The following is a 19,960-nucleotide window of genomic DNA, read 5'->3' as shown; positions in this document are numbered from 1 at the left end:
CCCTGCCCTGGGGCCGCGCTCCACCGGAGCGCCCAGCCTCAGTGCTGCAGGATCTTCGAAAGAAACTGCCGCGCCCGATCCGACCGCCCCGCGGGGTTGCCGAAGAACTCCTCCTTCGCGCAGTCTTCGACGATGCGGCCGCGGTCCATGAAGATCACGCGGTTCGCGACCTTGCGGGCGAAGCCCATCTCGTGGGTGACGCACATCATGGTCATGCCTTCGCGGGCGAGTTCGACCATCACGTCGAGCACCTCGTTGACCATCTCGGGGTCGAGCGCGGAGGTGGGCTCGTCGAACAGCATGGCGACCGGGTTCATCGCCAACGCGCGGGCGATGGCCACGCGCTGCTGCTGGCCTCCGGAGAGCTGGCTCGGAAACTTGTGCGCGTGGGCGCGCATGCCCACGCGCTGCAGCAGAGCCATCGACGCGGCGCGTGCCTCCGAAGCCGGGCGCTTGAGCACCTTGACCTGCGCGATCGACAGGTTGTCCTCGATCGAGAGGTGCGGAAACAGCTCGAAGTGCTGGAACACCATGCCCACGCGGGCGCGCAGCTTGTTGAGATCGGTCTTCGGCTCGCCCACCGACACGCCGTCGACGGTGATGCGGCCGCGCTGGAAGGGCTCGAGCGCGTTGACGCACTTGATGAGGGTGGACTTGCCCGAGCCCGAGGGCCCGCAGACCACCACGACCTCGCCCTTGCGGACCTGGGTGGTGCAGTCTGTCAGCACCTGGAAGGTGCCGTAGCTCTTGTCGACGTGGCTGATTTCGATCATGTCGTGTCCCGGTGAGATGAGGTTCAGCGCGACAGCAGCCGGTGCAGCGTGTTGGCGACCACGCGCGTGGCCTTGCGCAACTCGTCCAGCGGCACGCGCTCGTCGGCGCGGTGGCCGTTGGCTTCGAGCAGCGACTCGGGGCCGGCGCCGTACATGACGGTGGGAATGCCGGCCTCGCTGTAGAGGCGCGCGTCGGTGTACAGCGGCACGCCGATCGGTGTGACCGGCTTGCCCATGACTTCGCTGGCCTCGCGGCACACGAGCGCCGCGAACTCGTCTGCGCCGGGCGCGGGTGCGAAGGGACGGGCCAGCAGTATCTGGCGGATCTCGACCGAGATGCCGGGCAGCGGACGGCAGGCCGACTCGATCACCTCGCGCAGTTCGGCCTCGACGGCCTCGGGCGATTCCTCGGGAACGATGCGCCTGTCGATGCGCAGGGTCAGCACGTCGGACACCACGTTGGTGTTGATGCCGCCGTCGATCAGGCCCACGACCATCGTGGGGTGGGTGATGCCCGGCGTGAGCGACGGGCGGTCGGCGAGGCTGTCGCGGTAGCGGTAGAGCGCGGGCAGCAGGGTGGCCGCGGCCTCGATCGCGTCGTGGCCGGTGTCGGGCCGTGCGGCATGCGCCGAGGTGCCGCGCACGACGACCTCGAGATGCAGGCAGCCGTTGTGCGCCACCACGACGTGGTGCGAGAACGCGGCGGAGAGCACGAAGTCGGGCTTGCTCAGGCCCTTGGAGAGGATCCAGTCGGGGCCCGTCATGCCGCCGGTTTCCTCGTCGTAGGTCAGGTGCAGCTCGACGCTGCCGGCCAGGGGCGTGCCCGAGGCCGCAAGGTGCTTGAGCGCGCGCATCGCGAAGGCGTAGGTGGTGAAGTCCGACTTCGACACGGCGGCGCCGCGCCCGTAGAGCCAGCCGTCGCGTACCTCGCCGCCGTAGGGGTCGACGCTCCAGCCCGCGCCGGGCGGCACCACGTCGCCGTGCGCATTGAGCGCCACCACCGGGCCGTCGCCGAATCGTTCGCGCACGATCAGGTTGGTCACGCTGCGCATGCCGTGCGCGGCCGCGAATTCGGCAGGCACTTCGTGGCGCTCGACAGTGAAGCCCATGGCTTCGAGCAGCCGGGCGGTGAGTTCGGCGTGCGGGGCGCAGTCGCCCGGCGGGTTGTCCGAGGGGCAGCGCACGAGTTCGGTGAGCGCGCGGACCTGCTCGTCGAAGTGCGCGTCGATGTAGTCGCGCAGCGTGTCGCGCGGGGAGGCGTTTTCGGTCATGGCGGTCAGAGGAAGCGGTCGATGAGGAAGGGGCTGATGTCGATGTCGGCTCGGCCGCGCACGATGAGGTCGGTGACCAGCCGCGCGGTGACGGGGGCAAGCGTGTAGCCGTTGGAGGTCACGGCGTTGTAGAAGCCGGGGCGGCCGGGCACTTCGCCGAGGATGGGCGCGCCGTCGATGTTCACGTTCATGCCGGCCCAGCAGCGCACCATGTGCAGCCCGCGCACGGCCGGCAGCACATGACCCGCCACCCAGAGGTTGCCTTCGATGCTCTCGCGCTCGGCGCGGTTGAGGCGCATGCCTTCGTTGAAGGCGGCGGTCCAGCCGCCGCCGATGATCAGGCCGCCGCTGGCCGCCTGCTTCAGGCTCAGGTGCCGGTCGGCATGCGCGACCAGGTGGTTGACCAGCGGCGGCGCGGGCTCGGTCACGATCATCTGCAGCGGTGCGCCCTTGACGGGGATGTTCACGCCCAGCATGCGGCCGACGGCGCTCGACCAGGCGCCGCTCGCGTTCACGACGCGCCCCGCGTGGATGGCGCCGCGAGAGGTGCGCACCATGAAGCCGGCGCCTTCGCCCGGCAGCGCCTCGATGGACTGCACGTCGCAGCCGCGCAGCATGCGCGCGCCATGCTGCTGCGCGCGCCGGGCGACGGCGTAGGTGGCGCGCAGCGGGTTGATCTTGCCTTCCATGGGGCAGAGTTCCGCGCCCAGCAGCTCGTCGGACAGGGCAGGCGAGAGGCGGCGCAGTTCGGCGCCGTCGATCACCTGCGCGTCGATGCCGTGGCTGCGCTCCAGCGCGGCCTTGGCTTCTAGAAAACGCATGCCGGCCTCGCTGTCGGCCACCATGAGGCCGCCGGTGATCTTGATCTCGAGGTCTTCGCCGCAGTCGGCCTCGATCTCCTGCCACAGGTGCACCGACATCGGCCCGAGCGGCAGCGTGGCCGCGGCCGGCCCGCCGCCTTCCTGCGCCTTGGCGCCGAAGTCGAAGGACAGCAGCTGCACGTGCAGGCTGCCGGCATTGGCGCCCGAGGCCTGCAGGTTGATGTCGTCGCGGTCGACCACCGTCACGTCCTGGCCGGCCTTCGACAGGTAGTAGCCGAGGCAGGAGCCGAGCACGCCGGCGCCGATCACGAGCACGTCGGTGCGCAGCGTGCCCTCGAAGGGTGGCTGCTCCACCGGACGCGCGAGATTGGGCGTGATGGCGGGCTTGTGGCCGCCCCACTCGGGTTTCTCGAAGCCGAGCGCGCCGGCCGGCACCGGCTTGGCGGGCGGACGCGGTGCGAAGTACTGCTCGACCTGCGGCGGCCTGCCGGTCATCTCGGCCAGCAGCCGGCCGGCGGTGACACCGCAGTAGCGCGCCTGGCAACGGCCCATGCCCAGACGGGTGTTGCGCTTGAGCGCGGCCAGCGTGTCGCTGCCGGCGCGGATCTGCTCGCGCACCGAGCCGAAGGTGATTTCCTCGCAGCGGCACAGCAGGGTTTCGTCGGGCACCGCCGTGAGGGTGACGGGCGGCGGCGCGTAGATCGACCACAGCGCCTGCTGGAAGCATTCGGCGCGATGCAGCTTTTCAACGGCCTCGTCCGGCTCGGGGGCCTTCAGGCCGAGGTTGCGCGCGACTGCGGCACCCGCCAGCGTGCCGCGCGCGAGCGCGACGCGGGAGCCGCCCAGATCGGCGCCATCGCCCACGACATACACGCCGGGCAGGCTGGTGGCGCCGTCTTCCTGCGTGACGGTTGCCAGGTAGCCGAGATGGCGGGGCGCGAGGCGGTGCTCGCAGCCCAGCATGCGCGCGAGTTCGGTGGAGGGGATGAAGCCGTAGCCGAGGCAGAGGGTGTCGGCTTCGAGGCGGCGCAGCGTGGAGGGCACGGCGTGGCCCTGGGCGTCGATCCGGGCGACCTGCACCGCGCTCAATCCGGTCGGGCCTTCCGCGGAAACGACGGCGTGTTCCCACAGCACGGGCACCTTGTGGGCGCGCAGCTTGCGCAGGTAACGCCAGCCGTCGAGCAGCAGGTCGGGAGCGGTGCGCGCCGCGCTCAGCAAGTGGCGCCATTGCCGCGGCGAAGGGCGCGGGGCCGACTCCAGCACGGCGACGACATCGGCGCCGCCCGCGAGAAGCTCCGCGGCGAGCTGCAGGTTCAGCGGCCCGTTGCCGGCGATCACCACGCGGCGTCCGGGCGCTACGCGGTAGGCGCGTGCGAGCGTCTGGCCGGCGCCGGTGGTCATCACGCCGGGGAGGGTCCAGCCGGGAAAGGGCACCGGCCGCTCGTACGCGCCGGGTGCGATCACGAGCTGCCGGCAGCCGATCACGCAGGCTCGCCCGTCGATGAGTGCGGCGACTTCGTGTGCAGAGAAGGCCGCCCAGACCTGCGCGCCCTGGGCGATGGCGACGCCGGCGGCGCGGACTTCGCTTTCCAGCGCGAGGCCCTGCGCGAACTGGCGGTCCGCGGGGGAGGGCGCCGCATGCGAGGGCGCGAGCGGCTTGTAGAACTGGCCGCCGGACTGCGGACGCTCGTCGAGCACGAGCACGTCGGCACCCGCCCGGCGCGCGGCGAGCGCGGCCGAAAGGCCGGCCGGGCCCGCGCCGATGACGAGCACGTCGACCTGCCGGCGATCGGGTTCGGCGCCGGCCTGGGGAGTGAGCGGCTGCAGCGGGTCGTCGGGCGTGCCTGCGGGCTGGGTCGAACGCACCTGCTGGCCGTCCGCCACTTTCGTGAGGCAGGCGCGCTGGCTGGCCTGGCCGTCGACGGTGACGAGGCAGTCGAAGCACGCGCCCATGCCGCAATAGAGACCCCGGCGCTCGCCGCCGCGGGTATGGCGCATCGCCTTGATGCCGCCGGCCGCCAGCGCCGCGGCGATGGTCTCGCCCTCCAGGCCCTCGACGGGCTGCCCGTCGTACCAGAAGCGCACGGGGCGCCCGGCCGGGGTGATGGAAGGGTGGGTCAGTCTGGCGCTCATGGGCAGTGCGAAGGAAGAACGTCAACTTACGATTGACGCGCCGAATTGTATACGTATACTCAACGTATACATATACCGAACTGCCCGAATTCTTTCCAAGGACTGCCCATGACAGCGTTCCGCGGCACCTATACGGTGCTCATCACCCCCATGACCGCCGACGGCAAGCACGTGGACGTGCCTGCGCTGAAGAAGCTGGTCGATTGGCAAATCGAGGAAGGCATCCACGGGCTGATCCCCCTGGGAAGCACCGGTGAGTTCCTCTCGCTGACGCCCGACGAACGCCAGCTGGTGATCGAAACCTGCGTGAGCACCGCTGCAAAACGCGTGCCGGTGCTGATCGGCACCGGCGCGGAGTGGACCGACGAATGCGTGCGGCTGAGCCGCGAGGCCGAGAGCATGGGCGCCGACGGCGTCATGATCATTCCGCCCTTCTACAGCACGCCCACCGACGACGAGCTGTTCGAGCACTACCGCAAGGTGGGCGAGGCGATCGGCATTCCGATCATGGTCTACAACAACCCGGCCACCGCCAACGTCGACCTCAAGCCCGAGCTGGTGGCGCGCCTCTCGCGCATCGACAACTGCAAGTACATCAAGGAGTCGACGCTCGAGGTCACCCGCGTGCGCGACATCATCGAGCTGTGCGGCGACCGCATGACGGTGTTCGCCGGCATCCTGGGCTACGAGTCGTTCTGGCTCGGCGCGCAGGGCTGGGTGGCCGTGTGCTCCAACCTCATCCCGAAGATGTCGGCGCGCCTGTTCGAGCTGGTGGCCGACGAGCGCGACATGCCCGCCGCGCTCGCGCTCTACAAGAAGATGCTGCCGATCGTGCGCTGGGTCGGCGGCCACCGCTACGTCGCGGCCTCCAAGGACGGCCTGTCGATGATGGGCCTGCCGGTCGGCAAGCCCCGCGCCCCGCGCCTGCCGCTGCCCGATGCCGATGCCGCCGATCTGCGCCGCGAGCTCGCGCGCCTCGAACTGCTGGACTCGATCCGCGCCTGAGGCAGCCGGCAACTCGTTTCCATCTCTCCCTGACTTCCCACCTCGTCGCCTCGATCCCTTCCTCAAGGACCACACCATGAAACTGCTTCCCGCTCTCGCGTCGGCAACGGCACTCCTCATCTCCTTCGCTGGCGCCGCGAACGCGCAGCAGGCCTGCAAGTCGCCCGTGCCCGATTCGGCGCTCGTCAAGAAGGGCACGCTGACCATGTCGGTCAACCCGACGCTGCCGCCGATGCAGTTCGTCGACCAGACCGGCGCGCTCAAGGGCATGCGCGTGGAGCTGGGCGAGCAGATCGCCAAGCGCCTGTGCCTCACGCCCGAATACGTGCGCATCGAGTTCTCGGCCATGATCCCCGGCCTGCAGGCAGGCCGCTGGGACGTCATCAACACCGGCATCTTCTTCACCGAGGAGCGCGCCAAGCTGATGCAGATGCTCGTCTACGAAGACCAGGCCATCAGCATCAGCGCCGCCAAGGGCAACCCGCTGAAGATCGCCAAGCCCGACGACCTCTCGGGCAAGAGCATCGGCGTGGAGATCGGCGGCTTCGAGGAGCGCAAGGCGCGCGAGCTCGACAAGCAGCTCACCGACAAGGGCATGAAGGGCATGACCATCCGCACCTTCGAGAACTTCGCGATGGCCTTCCAGGCGCTGCGCGCGGGCCAGGTCGAGGTGGCGCTGTCCATCGACTCGACCGGCGCCGAATACCAGAAGCGCGGCGACTTCGAGCGCGTGCTCAACGGCCTGTTCCCCACGCCGGTCGCGCTGGCCGCGCGCAACAAGGAGCTGGCCGCCGCGATGGCCAAGGTCATGAACGACATGAAGGCCGACGGCAGCTTCCAGAAGCTGTTCGACCAGTACGGCGTCAAGGCCGCCGACGGCGCCGTGACGGTCAAGGGCCCGGCGAGCTGAGGGCGCGCCGCCGTCCGCATCGCCATAGAGCAAGCAAGCCAAGGAAACTTCCATGGGACAAGGCTGGAGCTGGTCGGGCTTCTTCGACTACCTGTTCAATCCGTACATCCTCAGCGGCGCGGTGACCACGCTGTGGCTCACGCTCGCGGCGATCGCGGGCGGGCTGGTGGTGGGCTGCGCGCTGGCACTGGCACGGCTGTCCAGCCACCGGTGGCTGGCGGCGCCGGCGCACTTCTACATCTGGGTGTTCCGCGGCACGCCGCTCCTGGTGCAGCTCATCATCATCTTCACGGGGCTGCCCCAGCTGGGGCTGAAGCTCTCGGTGATCGAGTCGGCGCTGCTGGGCCTCATCCTCAACGAGGCGGCCTACCTCGCCGAGATCGTGCGCGGCGGCATCCAGTCGATTCCCGCGGGGCAGACCAACGCCGCGCGCGCCGTGGGCTTCAGCAGCGCGCAGACCATGCGCTACATCGTGCTGCCGCAGGCCATGCGCCTGATCGTGCCCACGCTGGGCAACAGCATCAACGGACTGCTCAAGACCACCTCCATCACCTCGGTGATCTCGATGGAGGAGCTGCTGCGCCGCACGCAGGTGCTGATCCAGGAGAAGTTCATGGTGCTGGAGCTCTTCATCGTCGCGGCCATCTACTACCTGCTCATGACCACCGCCTGGGACTTCATCCAGCGACGCATCGAGCGCCACTACGGCCGCGCCTACGGCAATGCCTCCGCGGCGCCGGTGGTGCCTGCGGAACCCGCGCTCGAGCAACGCTAGGAAGAACCTGAAAGAAAGCGGAAGGAACGAAAGCCCATGAGCACCTACGACCTGATCCTGCGCAACGCGGACATCGCCACCGCCGGCGACCGCTACACCGCCGACATCGGCGTGCGCGACGGGCGCATCTGCGCCATCGCGCAGGGGCTCGACGCGAGCGCCGCGCGCGAGATCGACGCGCGAGGCCGGCTGGTCACGCCCGGCGGCGTCGACGGCCACTGCCACTTCGACCAGCCCACCAGCGACGGCTCGCGCTTCGCCGACGACTTCCTCTCCGGCACGCGCTCGGCCGCATGCGGCGGCACCACCACAGTGCTGCCCTTCGCCGCGCAGCAGAAGGGCCGCAGCGTGCAGGAGGCCGTGGACGACTACCACCGCCGCGCCGAGGGCAAGGCGGTGATCGACTACGCCTTCCACCTCATCGTGGCCGACGCCACGCGCGACGTGACGCAGCGCGAGCTGCCCGCCTTGATCGAGAAGGGCTACACCTCCTTCAAGATCTACATGACCTACGACGACCTGAAGCTGGACGACCGCCAGATCATCGAGGTGCTCGCCACCGCGCGCCGCCACGGTGCGATGACGATGATCCACGCCGAGAACAGCGACTGCATCGCCTGGCTCACCGAGCAGCTGCTCGACGCGGGCCTCACCGCGCCGCGCTACCACTCCAGCTCGCGGCCGATGGCGGTGGAGCGCGAGGCCACGCACCGCGCCATCGCGCTGGCGGAACTGGTCGACACGCCGATCCTGATCGTGCACGTCTCGGGCCGCGAGGCCGTCGAGCAGATCCACTGGGCGCGCGGGCGCGGGCTGCCGATCCACGCCGAGACCTGCCCGCAGTACCTGTTCCTGAGCGCCGAGGACCTGGGCATCGACCCCGACGACCCGATGCACGGCGCGCGCTGCATCTGCAGCCCGCCGCCGCGCGACAAGGCGAACCAGCAGTTCATCTGGAACGGCCTGTCCAGCGGACTCTTCACCATCGTCTCGTCCGATCACGCCCCCTTCAACATGAACGGCAGCGACGGCAAGCGCGTGGCCGGCGACAACGCTTCCTTCGACCGCATCCCCAACGGCATTCCCGGCGTGGAGACCCGCCTGCCGCTGCTCATGAGCGAAGGCGTGCTCAAGGGGCGCATCGACATCCACCGCTTCGTCGAGCTCACCGCCACCAACCCGGCGCGCCTGTACGGCCTGTACCCGCGCAAGGGCACCATCGCCGTGGGCAGCGACGCCGACTTCTTGGTGTGGGACATGTTCCCCGAAGGGCAGGAGAAGCTGCTGTCCAACGACATGCTCCACCACGATGCCGACTACACGCCCTACGAAGGCATGCGGCTGCGCGCCTGGCCCGGCATGACCGTCTCGCGCGGGCGCATCGTGTGGCAGGACGGCGTGTTCCAGGCCGAGCCCGGTTCCGGCCAGTTCCTGCCTTGTCTGCGGCCGCGCGCGCCCAACGACGGCAATCCGCTGGACAAATGGCTCTGAAAGAATGGCGCTGAGGCCGCCCGGCCGGCCCTGCTAAGCTCACCCGCCCTCGTGGCTTTCGCCCGTTCTCGCATGCCCAGCCTTCCCAGCCCCACGCAGCCCGCCACCATCACGATCGCCCCCCTTGAGGTGCGCTCCGCCAGCCTGGCCGAACAGGCCTACGACCGGCTGCGCACGCTGATCCTCGATCGGCAGATCTCGGCCGGCAGCCCGCTGCAGGAGGCACGGCTGGCGGAAGACCTGCGCATCTCCCGCACGCCCATGCGCGAGGCGCTGGTGCGGCTGGCGGGCGAGGGCCTGCTGGTGCGGCGCGACGCGCGCTCCTATGCCGTGCGCGCGCTCGGCACCAAGGAGTACTTCGACTGCATGCGCGCGCGCGAAGTCATCGAGTGCGAGGCGATCGCACTGGCAGTGGGCAAGATCACCGATGCGGAGATCGACGCGCTGGAGGCCGACATCGCCACGCTGGGCGGCGGCGAGCACAGCGAGACCGAGCACTGGCACTTCGACGACCGCTTCCACCTGCTGATCGCCACGGCCAGCGGCAATGTCGTGTTCCCGCGGCTGGTGGAGGAGCTTCGCGTCAACGCGCGGCTCTTCCGTCTGCACAGCCCGCTGCACAGGCATTCGGAGAACCACGACGAGCACGGAGAGATCGTCCGCGCGCTGCGCGAGCGCGACGCCGAGCGCGCACGCTCCGCCATGCGCGACCACCTGCGCAGCCTGCAGGAAGACGTGAAGCGCGCGCTGATCGAGTGACGGCTCAGGCCGCGCGCTCCTGCGGCTTCTTCGACCTCGGCGCCTCGCTTCGCGCCAGCCAAAGCCCGCTGGCGATGATCAGCGCACCGCCGCCCAGCGTCCAGGCATCGGGCGCGGCGTTCCAGAACAGCCAGTCGATCAAGAGCCCCCAGGCCAGGGCGCTGTACTCGAACGGCGCGATGGCTGCGGCCTGCCCGTGGCGGAAAGCCTCCGCGATGGCGAGCTGGCCCAGGAAGCCGCTCAGGGCCAGGCCCGCGAGCACCCAGGCGTGCTGCGGCTGGATGGGCACCCATTGCGGCGCCGCCAGCAGGCTGCCGCCCAGGGCCATGCCGGCGGTGGTCCAGAAGACCAGCGCGGCGCTCGGCTCGGTGCGGCTGATGAGCCGGCCCAGCATGTTCGACAGCGCATAGCAGACAGCCGCCACCAGGATCGCCAGCGCGCCGGGCGAGAGAAAGGCGTCCTGCTCGGGCCGCAGCGCGATCACCACGCCTGCGAAGCCCAGCCCGATGGCCACCCAGTGCCGCGGCAGGATCGATTCGCCCAGCAACGGCACAGCGATGAGCACCATCAGCAGCGGCGCGATGAAGGTGAGCGTGTAGGCCTCGGCCAGGCCCAGCGTCCTCAGGCCGTACACGAAAAGCACGAGCATCGCCATGTTGAGCGTGGCGCGCAGCAGGTGCAGGCGCCAGCGCAGCCGGCGGTTGAAGACGCCGCCCGCTTCGCGCCGCCAGGCGATATACAGGCACACCAGGGGCAGGGCGGTCAGGCCGCGCAGCGCCGTCACCTGCAGCGGCGGGTAATGGCCGGCCAGGGTCTTGAGCATGGCGTCCATGCAGGCGAAGAAGGCGCAGGCCAGCAGCATCGCCACGATGCCGCGCAGGGTTCCGGTCGGTTGCATGGATGGGATCGTCGCGCGGCAGCGGCCGGGACGGGGATTGTTGTTCTAGACCGCCGAGCATAGGGCCCCGCGAACATCCCCTGCTGCCGTGCGGCGACGCGGCTCGTGGATGCGGAACACGCCCGCGCTTGTCGATGGGGCTGCGCATGGCAGCCGCCATCGGGAGGCGAGATCCGTCACATCACGTCAGATCACGTGGCGCCGGTGCCGTTGCCCTCACGGTTGCCGGTGCGGGCGCAGCCGAGGTTGAACTGCCTCTCCAGCACGCGCTGCATCTGCCGCGTCAGCCTGGCGATCCCGCCGGTGCCGCTCGCTGCGCGCCCGATCAGCGCGCCGCCGGCCGCGCCGGCAGCCAGCCGCGCCGCGAGCGAGCGGCTGCGCCCGGCCGCCAGCAGCAGCAGGACGCCCACGCCCAGCACCACCAGATGCTCGCCGGGGTAGTCCTCGCGCTGCGCGTCGACGCGCCTGAATTCGTTGATCGTGGATTCCAAAGACATGGCTGAAGCTCCTTCGTTGCAGTTTCCAGCCGTCGTTCTTAGCCCGGGGCGCCATGCACCGTTGTAGGCGTTCGCCATGCCCGCATCGGCGAACGCGCCGCAAAGGTGCCGATCAGGGTTTTCCTGATCGTGGCCCCGCGAATCGGGCCACAGCCACGTCACATGGCCGTCATCAGCTATGAAAACAATAGCATTCAGTTCCGATCCGTAGATCGTTCCTCGTAAACGCTATATCTAGCCCGACTCTTGCTAAGCAAAATCCCCGACGGATTTCACGTCACGCAAGATCGAGGACCACACAGCAATGAACCCTAAGCGTCTCCGCCGGCCGCTGGCCGCGCTGGTATTGGGCGGCACAGCAGCATTCCTCGGGGCCGTGAGCACGGCCCATGCGTTCACCAACCCGCCCATCCAGATGGCGCAGGGCATCGAGTACATGTGCGGCGGCGCCGCCAGGGACGAGGCCGCGTTCATGGAAATGGTCTCGCCGCGCTGGGCCGCCACCATCGAGCTGGGCATCAGCGACGGCAAGGGCGCGCTGCAGCCGGGCTTTCCGGCCAAGGCCTCGGTGGAGATCCGCCAGAAATACACCGGCCAGCCGGTGATGAGCGTGGAATCGCAGAGCCCCTACATGCTCGCGCGCCTGAATCCGGGCGCCTACGACGTGAACGTGACGCTCGGAGGCCTCACGCTGACGCAGACGATGGTCGTGATCGCGGGCGTGCCGGCGCGCGCCTCCTTCGCGTGGCCATCGAACTTCGACATGGCCTCGGTGACGCCGCCGCAGGCGCAGACGCTCGCGCAGTCCTCCGCCAGCATCCGCTGAGCCCGGCCCGCCAAGGCGGGCGGGGGCAGGCCCCCAGGTCAGACTTTCCTAAGCCGTGCGCCGCACAGTGGCTTCGTGGCCTGTTGCCATGACGACCAAGGAAAGAAAGGACCTGAGCATGAACTCCCGTTTCCCATCCTCGCTGCGCGCGCTGCGGCCGCTGGCGGCCGCGATGTTCTGCGGCGCCGTCCTGTTCGGCGCGCTCTCGCCCGCGCAGGCCGCGATGAATCCGCCGATCTACATGTCGCACGGCGTCGAGTACATGAGCGGCGGCATCGGCAGCGACGAGGCCAGGCTGATGGAGACGGTTTCTCCGCGCTGGCCCGCCACCTTCGAATTCGCGGTCAAGGACAGCAAGGGCGCCGACTTCGCCTCCAACGTGCACGTGACGGTGCGCGACAGCAGCGGCCAGGCGCTGCTCGACAACGTGGTCTCGGGCGGCCCCTTCATGGTGGCGCGGCTCGAGCCGGGCAGCTATGAAGTCGAGGCCCGGCTGGGCGGCCAGGTGCTGAAGCAGCAGCTTCGCGTGCCGGAGGGTGCGACGGCCAAGGCGACCTTCGTCTGGCCGGCCGGCACCGACATGGCCTCGGCCGGCACGCGCGCGGTGCAGTAGCACGAGGCTCCGGGGCGCCGGACGCGGCCCCGGATCTGGCGCACAATCATGGATTCGCCGGCCGCAAGGCTTGCTATCCGGGCATCGACAGCTATAGAAAAAATAGCGACCCAGGGCGCCTCGCGGTGTCTTGAATGCGCGGCATGCGCCTTGCAGATGGCCTGTCCCGGGCAGTGCCCGACCCCATTGCCCCGATGCCGATCCGTCCCCTGAGCGCGCTCACCGCGCTGTTGCACGTCTATATCGCGCTGCGCCTGCTGCCGGCGCTGGCCGTGCTCACTCCCGCCTGGCCGCTGGCGCTCGCCGCGCTGGTGGTGTCGGCGGTGACGATTCCCCTGCCTTTCGTCTCGCGCCGCGGCCGCCGCGAGGGTGCCGGCAACAGCGACCTGCTCAAGTGGACCGGCATGATCAGCATGGGCTGGTTCTCCTCGATGTTCGTGCTGACGCTGGTGCGCGACGCCGGACTGCTGCTGGCCTGGCTCGCGGGCGCGGCGGGCGGCCTGCAGGTGCCGTGGAATGCGCTGCTGCCCTGGAGCGCACTCGCAGTGCTCGTGGTGGCCACCGCCACGTCGGTGGTCGGCTTCCTGAACGCGCGCCGCACGGCCGGCGTGAAGCGGGTGGAGGTGCCGATCCGCGGCCTGCCGCAGGCGCTCGAGGGCTTCACCATCGCGCAGCTCAGCGACATCCACGTGGGGCCGACGATTCGCAACAGCTACATCCAGCGCATCGTCGACGCGGTGAACCGCCTGGGCGCGGACGCCATCGCGATCACCGGCGACCTGGTCGACGGCAGCGTGCCCGAGCTGCGCGAGCACATCGCCCCGCTGGCCGGGCTGCGCGCACGGCACGGCACCTTCGTGGTCACCGGCAACCACGAGTACTACGCGGGCGCGCATGCCTGGATCGACGAACTGCGCCGCCTGGGCCTGAAGGTGCTGCTCAACGAGCACGTGGTGCTGCAGACGCGCAACGTGCGCGGCGCGCAGACCGACGAAGAGCTCTTCGAAAGCGCGCTGGTGCTCGCGGGCGTGACCGACTTCACCGCCGGCCATTTCGACGCGGCACATGCCAGCGACCCGCACCTGGCGCTGCACGACGCGCCGCCGCTGGTGCACACGCGCGTGCTGCTTGCGCACCAGCCGCGCAGCGCGCCGCTGGCGGCCGCGGCCGGCTACCAGCTGCAGCTGTCGGGCCATACGCACGGCGGCCAGTTCTTTCCGTGGAACCTGTTCGTGCCGATGCAGCAGCCCTTCACGGCCGGCCTGCACCGGCTGCACGACATGTGGGTCTACGTGAGCCGGGGCACCGGCTACTGGGGCCCGCCCAAGCGCTTCGGCGCGCCTTCCGAGATCACGCTGCTGACGCTGGTGCCGGCGAAGGCCTGAAGAGGCTCAGGACTCTTCGAGCCCCGACAGCCGCCGCGCGTTGGAAGTGGCGGCGGCGTGGATCGGCGTGAGGCCCTGCCTTGCGATATCCGCCGCGATCGCGGGCAGCTCGCTCGCCGCATCGACCGTGTCGGCCGCCGATTGCACGAAGGCGTCGCCGTGCGCGGCGGCCTGCGCCGGCGTGACGCTGCCTGCGAGCGAGAAGAAGGCCGTCGTGCTCTGCAGCCACTGCTGCAGCACCCGGTTGGCCAGCGAGAAATGGCTGCTGTGCCACTGCCGCGCCATTGCGATGCCCGACTCGCTCGCGGCCTCGAGCTTCTCCTGCCCCATGAGCTGGAACTCGGCGAGATCGTCCGCGCTGGGGGCGAGCCCCGCACGGGCCATGCGTCCGGTGCGCATGCCGATCACGAGGCCGGAGGACAGCAGCAGCTCGTGGGTCTTGAGCGCCAGGTCGAGCCACTGCTGCGTGAGCGGTGCCTGAAGGCGAGCGACTGGACTTGAAGAAGAAGACGACATGTTGTGGAAAGGGCCGTAGAGGAAGTCGAGGCCACTATAGGCGCGAGCCGGCGCAAGCGGTTGGTGCACAAGAACAGCGGTTCTGCATTTTTGTTGATCGAGTCCTACTTTCCGATGTGGAAATTACGTGCCGCTCGCGTGCGAACAGCAGCGGAGATTGAAGATGGCCGCTCGATTCCATCCGGTGCACTCGCCAGCCACATCATGAGATTCCACATCCGCCTGCCTGCCGCCGCAACCGCTCTGGTCGCGGGTCTTCTCGGTCTGGCGGGGCCCAGTGCCCATGCCTTCGAAGACAAGGAGCGCGGCTTCTACGTCGAAGGCGGCCGTGCGGCGCACGGTGAAAGGGGCAGCACCAATTCGGCAACGGTAGGCATGACCATTCCGTGGTCGCCGCGGCAGCCGGTGCAGGAGGGTGCGCTCACCACCTACTGGGATCTGTTCCTGAGCAACTGGCATGCGCCGGCGCTGGCCGACGGTCCGCACGACTACGCGCAGATCGGCGCGATCTACACCTGGCGCTACCGTTTCGACCACGGCAGCTCGCCCTGGTTCGCCGAAGGCGGCGTCGGTGCCACGGTGATGGACCACGTCTACCGCACGCCCGACCGCAGCTTCAGCACCGCCTTCCAGTTCACCGAGGCGATCGGCATCGGACGCAGCTTCGGCGAGCACGGCGCGCACGAACTTGCGCTGCGGCTGCAGCACTTCTCCAACGCCGGCATCAAGAAGCCCAACCCGGGCGAGAACTTCGTGCGGCTGCGCTACACGTATCACTTCTAGGTACGCCTAGCGCCTGCCGCGCAGCCGCCGGGCCCGCGCCTCGGTGAGCAGGTAGGCCAGCGCGGCCACCGCCAGGGGCAGCAGGTAGTAGAGGCCCCTGTACGCCAGCAGCGCGCCGAGCAGCTGCGCCTGCGGCACCTCGTGCGACAGCAGCGCGACGAACACGGCCTCCAGCACGCCGAGGCCCGCCGGCACGTGAGTGACGACGCCGGCCACCGCCGCCACCAGCAGCACCGCGAGCACCTGCACGTACGCCACCTGTCCCTGCAGCAGGAACCAGATCACGCCCCCGATCAGCGACCAGTTGGCGCACGACATCGCCAGCTGCAGCGCCGCCATCGCAAGCCCCGGCACCTTGAGGCCATGGCCGCGCACCCGCAGCACACGCCCGCGCGCGAAGATGCACACCGCCACGTAGGCCAGCGCGACCGCCAGCAGCGCCGCACCGAGGATGCGCAGCCCCTCGCTGCCGATCTTCCACTCGGGCGGCAGCGCCATCGGCCAGAGGCAGAAGGCCGCGCCGGCCACCACGAGGTAGCCCAGCCAGTTGGTCAGCATGCTGAAGCCGAGCACGCGCGTGATCGTGTCGTTGGAAAGCCCCAGCCGCGAGTACAGCCGATAGCGGAAGGCCACGCCGCCCACCAGCGAGCCGAGGTTGAGGTTGAAGGCGTAGCTGATGAAGGTCACGCCCATCACCGTGGGCGTGCCCAGCTTGTGCCGCGTGAGGTGCCGGCCCAGCAGGTCGTAGGTGCTGTAGAGGGCGAAGCTGCCGGCCGCCAGTGCGCCGGCCGCGAGCAGCGATGCGGCGGGCAGCGCGCGGATCGCGTCGAACACGTCCTCCCACTCGACGACGAGTGCCTGCCGCACGATCAGCCACGCGATCAGTGCGAAGAAGCCCCACACCGCCACGCGGCGCGCCCAGGGCCACCAGCTTTGGCGCGAGAGGGCCATGGTGCTCATGAGGGGGCGGCTCCTGCTTCGGCTCAGGCCGCTTCCGTCTGCGTGGCGCCGCCGGTCGGATTGCTGAGGCCGGTGTCGCGCCGGCTCGCCAGGTCGGTGGCCTCCGCCGGCGTCAGGCGCGGCACGTGGCGCGGCAGGCGGCCCAGCAGGGCCGGATACCAGCGCAGGATGTGGAAGACGAAGAAGCTGCGCACCAGCCGCCAGCCGCTCCATTCGCTGGCGAGGTCTGCGGCCTCCACCTGCTTGCAGCTGCACTGCATCAGCTTGTCGAGGCGCTCGGCCAGCACGCTGTTGAAGGCCTCGTCGCGCACGACCACGTTGGCCTCCAGGTTGAGCGAGAGGCTCAGCGGATCGAGGTTGCTCGAACCCACGGTGCTCCATTTGCCGTCCATGAGCGCGACCTTGCCGTGCAGCGGGCGGTCGCAGTACTCGTAGATGCGCACGCCCGCGTGAAGCAGGTGGTGGTAGAGCATGCTGGCGGCGGTCTTCACGATCGGCATGTCGGGCTCGCCCTGCAGGATGAGCCGCACGTCCACGCCGCGCCGCGCCGCGCGCCGCAGTTCCTTGATGAGCCGGTAGCCCGGAAAGAAATACGCATTGGCGATCACGATGCGCTCGCGCGCGGCGCGGATGGCCGCGCGGTACTGCCGCTCGATGTCGTTGGTGTGGCGCCGGTTGTCGCGCGTGACGAACATGGCGTCGGCAGTGCCTGCATGCGGCATGTGCGCGACACCCGGCGCCTGGCGCAGCCTGCGGCGGAACCAGCCCGCGCCCTTGCCGCCCAGCGCGATGGCGCGCAGCACGAACTGGTGGATCTCGCCCACGATCGGGCCCTGCAGCTCCACTGCGTAGTCCTGCTTGGCCATGGGGCCGTAGTCGAGCATGTGGTCGGCCGAATAGTTGATGCCGCCGACGAAGGCGCGCTCGCCGTCGACCACCACGATCTTGCGGTGCATGCGCCTGAACACGTTGAGCCGCTGTCCCATGAAGCGGCGGCCCGGATCGAACACGCGCACCTTCACGCCGGCCGAGGTCAGCCCCTCGATGAACTCGCGCGAGAGATCGGGCGAGCCGAAGCCGTCGATCATCAGGTCGACCTTCACCCCGCGCAGCGCCGCCTCGCGCATGGCGGCGTGCAGCTGCAGGCCGACCTTGTCCTCGAACAGGATGAAGGTCTCGACGATCACCTCCCGCCGTGCTTGGCGGATGACCTCGAACACGCGCGGGAAGAACTCCTCGCCGTTTTCCAGCAGCTCGATGCTGTTGCCCGGGATCCAGTGGTTGCTTGCGCCGTTGCCGTTGTTCATGTCGGGCCCGTTCACAGATCGATCTCCGCCACCAGCGGCGCGTGGTCCGACAGGTGCGACCACGGACGGCGCGGCAGCACCACGGGCGCGTGCGCGCCTGCATTGCGCACGTAGATGCGGTCGAGCGACAACACCGGGAACCGCGCAGGAAAGGTCCGCGCCGCTCGGCCGGTGGCGTGCACGAAGACCTCGCGCAGCGAGGCGCCCCTTTCGAGGATGTCGTGCGCGCGACCGCGCCAGTCGTTGAAGTCGCCCGCCACGATCAGCGGTGCGTCGGAGGGCACCTCGTCGCGCACGATGTGGCACAGCAGCTCCAGCTGCTGCTGCCGGTGCGCCTCGGCCAGGCCGAGGTGAGTGCAGATCACGTGCACGTCGACCACCCGGCCGGGCAGGCGCAGCACGCAGTGCAGCAGGCCGCGCTTCTCGGGCCCGCTCACCGACACGTCGTGGTTGCGGAAATGCACGATCGGGAATTTCGACAGCACCGCGTTGCCGTGATGCCCCTTGGGATACACCGCGTTGCGGCCGTAGGCGAACTGCGGCCAGATGGTGTCGGCCAGGAATTCGTAGTGCGGCGCCTCGGGCCAGTTGCTCACGCGGCGCGAATGGCGCGAATGGGTGCCCAGCACCTCCTGCAGGAACACCACGTCGGCGCCCACGGTGCGCACGGCGTCGCGCAGCTCCGGCAGGATGAACTTGCGGTTGAGCGCGGTGAACCCCTTGTGGGTGTTCACCGTCATCACCTTCAGCGAGGTCGGCGCGACCTGCGCCGCAGCCCCTGCAGGCTGGGCTGTCTCGGCGTCGGGCGCGGTGGCGTCGGGAATGATGGGCGAGGAAGACATCGTCGTACAGGTTGTACGTGGCCCAGCCCTGGCCGACTGTAGGAACGCGCCAACTTCTTCCCGCCGCCATCCTGCCGCCGCCTTCGTACCCGGGCGGCCGGCTCCTACAGGCATGCCTGCCGCACCCCCACACGGGCGGAATTTCGAGGCTCCTACGGTGACTTCACGGTCCGCAAAGAAAGCAAGGAGCAGGAGTAAAGGCCCCGTTGCTCCTTCATGCGGAAAGAATAAATGGATTCAGCCACAAGGAGATTACCCATGAGACATCAAGCAGCTTCCCTCCGCGCCACCGTCCTGGCCGCGTTGCTCGCCACCGCAGGCTTCGCCATGGCGCAGACGACTTCCATTCCAGCCCAGCCCGACCCGTCGGTGGGCGGCGAGGCCAGCACCATGACGCCGGCCGGCGTCGCCAACCCGCCGCAGCGCCCCGACAACTCGGCGCCGATGTCGCGCGATTCCGTGAAGGCAGAGGCGCGCGCCCACAACCGCAACAACGCCAACAACCCGGTGCCCAAGGGCGAGGTGACGACCACCGTCAACCACCAGCCCAACGCCATGCCGCAGCCGACCGGCGAGATGTCCCGCGCGGAGGTCAGCCAGACCGGCCGCAAGGTGACGCCGCGCTTCGGCGAGAAGGGCGAACGCCCGGACGTGGTGACGAACCCGACCGACAAGACCGGCACGCCGAAGTAGTCACGACGGGCCAGGGCGCGATTGCCTGATGGCCGATGAAAAAGCCCGCAGCGCTTTCGCGTTGCGGGCTTTTTCTTTGGATGCCGCCGGGCGGCGCTCGATCAGCTCTTGGCGGGGGCCGCAGGTGCACCGTGGTTGCCGCCGTCATGGCCGCGGTGGCCGCGATGGCCGAAGTGCGCGGTCTCGGTGTCGAAGGTCTTCTGCTGCTCGGGCGTCAGCGCGGCGTAGAAGGTCTTCGTGGCTTCGGCGCGCTTGGCGAACATCGCGCTGCGCTCGGCCTGGCGGGCCTGCATGCGTTCCAGGCGTTCGGGCGTGGTCAGCTTGGCGAACTCGGCGCGGTCCATGTGCGGACGCGGACCGGCCGGCGGCTGCGTCGCGCTCGTGTAGGTGCTCCATGCGCCTTCCTGCGCCGAGGTGAGCTTGAGCTTTTCCTTCAGCGCTGCGAGGCGCTTGGCGCGGTGTTCCTTCATGCGCTCCATGCGCTGGGCCGGATCCATGCGCTTGTGCTGCGCCTTGGGCGCGGCGGCGTTGTCGGCCTGGGCCACCGCTGCGGTGGGCGCGGCTGCGGACGGAGCGGCTGCCGGCGCTTGAGCGAAGGCGCCCGAGGAGGCGAGGGCGGCCGAACCCAGCAGGCTGGCCCAGACGATGCGTTGGCGAAGAGAAATCATGAGAAGTGCTTCCTTTCGAAGAAGCCTGCCACCG

20 protein-coding genes are annotated in these 19,960 nt (G+C 69.4%); 10 read left to right on the top strand and 10 right to left on the bottom strand.

Annotated elements, in window-relative coordinates; translation table 11 throughout:
• Positions 1-38: 38 nt before the first annotated feature.
• Genes FHY06_RS18795 through FHY06_RS18785 form a run of 3 tightly spaced genes read right to left on the bottom strand, consistent with a single transcriptional unit; the run spans position 39 to position 4,998 of the window.
• On the bottom strand, positions 39-773 hold the full coding sequence (locus FHY06_RS18795; protein WP_184606012.1) for an amino acid ABC transporter ATP-binding protein: 735 nt from the start codon (positions 771-773) through the stop codon (positions 39-41).
• Between the two features lie 23 nt (positions 774-796).
• On the bottom strand, positions 797-2,044 hold the full coding sequence (locus FHY06_RS18790; RefSeq protein WP_184606011.1) for a M20/M25/M40 family metallo-hydrolase: 1,248 nt from the start codon (positions 2,042-2,044) through the stop codon (positions 797-799).
• Between the two features lie 5 nt (positions 2,045-2,049).
• Positions 2,050-4,998: an FAD-dependent oxidoreductase gene (locus tag FHY06_RS18785; protein ID WP_184606010.1), complete on the bottom strand. Its 2,949-nt coding sequence runs from the start codon at positions 4,996-4,998 to the stop codon at positions 2,050-2,052.
• Positions 4,999-5,106: 108 nt separating this feature from the next.
• Between FHY06_RS18785 and FHY06_RS18780 the strand changes: the two genes are divergently transcribed.
• The 5 genes from FHY06_RS18780 (at position 5,107) to FHY06_RS18760 (ending at position 9,938) form a co-directional block, all read left to right on the top strand.
• Positions 5,107-6,003, top strand: a complete 897-nt coding sequence (locus tag FHY06_RS18780) for a dihydrodipicolinate synthase family protein (RefSeq protein ID WP_019653660.1) — start codon at positions 5,107-5,109, stop codon at positions 6,001-6,003.
• 76 nt (positions 6,004-6,079) lie between these two features.
• The gene (locus FHY06_RS18775) at positions 6,080-6,913 is read left to right on the top strand and encodes an ABC transporter substrate-binding protein (RefSeq protein WP_019653659.1); all 834 of its coding nucleotides are present in this window, start codon (positions 6,080-6,082) and stop codon (positions 6,911-6,913) included.
• A gap of 52 nt (positions 6,914-6,965) precedes the next feature.
• A complete protein-coding gene (locus FHY06_RS18770; RefSeq protein ID WP_126183586.1) occupies positions 6,966-7,688 on the top strand; it encodes an amino acid ABC transporter permease in 723 nt (240 codons plus the stop codon).
• Between the two features lie 36 nt (positions 7,689-7,724).
• On the top strand, positions 7,725-9,179 hold the full coding sequence (gene hydA / locus FHY06_RS18765; protein ID WP_184606009.1) for a dihydropyrimidinase: 1,455 nt from the start codon (positions 7,725-7,727) through the stop codon (positions 9,177-9,179).
• 72 nt (positions 9,180-9,251) lie between these two features.
• Complete coding sequence (locus tag FHY06_RS18760) at positions 9,252-9,938, top strand: GntR family transcriptional regulator (RefSeq protein WP_019653656.1); 687 nt, start codon at positions 9,252-9,254, stop codon at positions 9,936-9,938.
• A 4-nt stretch (positions 9,939-9,942) separates the two neighbouring features.
• On the opposite strand, the gene FHY06_RS18755 is transcribed toward FHY06_RS18760, so the two are convergent.
• Positions 9,943-10,836, bottom strand: a complete 894-nt coding sequence (locus FHY06_RS18755; protein WP_019653655.1) for a DMT family transporter — start codon at positions 10,834-10,836, stop codon at positions 9,943-9,945.
• 191 nt (positions 10,837-11,027) lie between these two features.
• Positions 11,028-11,333, bottom strand: coding sequence for a hypothetical protein (locus FHY06_RS18750; protein WP_184606008.1), 306 nt, complete (start codon positions 11,331-11,333; stop codon positions 11,028-11,030).
• A 304-nt stretch (positions 11,334-11,637) separates the two neighbouring features.
• Here FHY06_RS18750 and FHY06_RS18745 point away from each other — a divergent pair, with 304 nt between their 5' ends.
• From FHY06_RS18745 to FHY06_RS18735, 3 genes are all read left to right on the top strand, one after another.
• On the top strand, positions 11,638-12,159 hold the full coding sequence (locus FHY06_RS18745) for a hypothetical protein (protein ID WP_126183583.1): 522 nt from the start codon (positions 11,638-11,640) through the stop codon (positions 12,157-12,159).
• Positions 12,160-12,277: 118 nt separating this feature from the next.
• The gene (locus FHY06_RS18740; RefSeq protein WP_184606007.1) at positions 12,278-12,772 is read left to right on the top strand and encodes a peptidase associated/transthyretin-like domain-containing protein; all 495 of its coding nucleotides are present in this window, start codon (positions 12,278-12,280) and stop codon (positions 12,770-12,772) included.
• A 134-nt stretch (positions 12,773-12,906) separates the two neighbouring features.
• Positions 12,907-14,157 (top strand): metallophosphoesterase, encoded by a 1,251-nt coding sequence (locus tag FHY06_RS18735; protein WP_184606006.1) that lies wholly within the window; start codon positions 12,907-12,909, stop codon positions 14,155-14,157.
• Positions 14,158-14,163: 6 nt separating this feature from the next.
• On the opposite strand, the gene FHY06_RS18730 is transcribed toward FHY06_RS18735, so the two are convergent.
• Complete coding sequence (locus tag FHY06_RS18730) at positions 14,164-14,742, bottom strand: polyhydroxyalkanoate granule-associated phasin (RefSeq protein ID WP_240649978.1); 579 nt, start codon at positions 14,740-14,742, stop codon at positions 14,164-14,166.
• A 135-nt stretch (positions 14,743-14,877) separates the two neighbouring features.
• Here FHY06_RS18730 and FHY06_RS18725 point away from each other — a divergent pair, with 135 nt between their 5' ends.
• Positions 14,878-15,456 (top strand): acyloxyacyl hydrolase, encoded by a 579-nt coding sequence (locus FHY06_RS18725; protein ID WP_184606005.1) that lies wholly within the window; start codon positions 14,878-14,880, stop codon positions 15,454-15,456.
• 6 nt (positions 15,457-15,462) lie between these two features.
• On the opposite strand, the gene FHY06_RS18720 is transcribed toward FHY06_RS18725, so the two are convergent.
• From FHY06_RS18720 to FHY06_RS18710, 3 genes are read right to left on the bottom strand one after another with little or no spacing between them, the layout of a single operon-like run.
• The gene (locus tag FHY06_RS18720) at positions 15,463-16,416 is read right to left on the bottom strand and encodes a lysylphosphatidylglycerol synthase domain-containing protein (protein ID WP_145759469.1); all 954 of its coding nucleotides are present in this window, start codon (positions 16,414-16,416) and stop codon (positions 15,463-15,465) included.
• A gap of 23 nt (positions 16,417-16,439) precedes the next feature.
• Entirely contained in the window at positions 16,440-17,723 is a 1,284-nt protein-coding gene (clsB, locus tag FHY06_RS18715; RefSeq protein WP_019653647.1) for a cardiolipin synthase ClsB, read from the bottom strand.
• A gap of 11 nt (positions 17,724-17,734) precedes the next feature.
• Positions 17,735-18,565, bottom strand: a complete 831-nt coding sequence (locus FHY06_RS18710) for an endonuclease/exonuclease/phosphatase family protein (protein WP_019653646.1) — start codon at positions 18,563-18,565, stop codon at positions 17,735-17,737.
• A 258-nt stretch (positions 18,566-18,823) separates the two neighbouring features.
• Here FHY06_RS18710 and FHY06_RS18705 point away from each other — a divergent pair, with 258 nt between their 5' ends.
• Positions 18,824-19,258, top strand: a complete 435-nt coding sequence (locus FHY06_RS18705; protein WP_019653645.1) for a hypothetical protein — start codon at positions 18,824-18,826, stop codon at positions 19,256-19,258.
• A 101-nt stretch (positions 19,259-19,359) separates the two neighbouring features.
• On the opposite strand, the gene FHY06_RS18700 is transcribed toward FHY06_RS18705, so the two are convergent.
• Positions 19,360-19,926 (bottom strand): Spy/CpxP family protein refolding chaperone, encoded by a 567-nt coding sequence (locus FHY06_RS18700; protein WP_019653644.1) that lies wholly within the window; start codon positions 19,924-19,926, stop codon positions 19,360-19,362.
• Between the last annotated feature and the right edge of the window lie 34 nt (positions 19,927-19,960).

The sequence above is a fragment of the Variovorax atrisoli genome (genome assembly GCF_014195185.1).
Taxonomy (GTDB): domain Bacteria; phylum Pseudomonadota; class Gammaproteobacteria; order Burkholderiales; family Burkholderiaceae_C; genus Variovorax; species Variovorax atrisoli.
The sequence above is the reverse complement of the archived record's forward strand: the minus strand, read 5'-3'. Positions and strand labels throughout refer to the sequence as shown.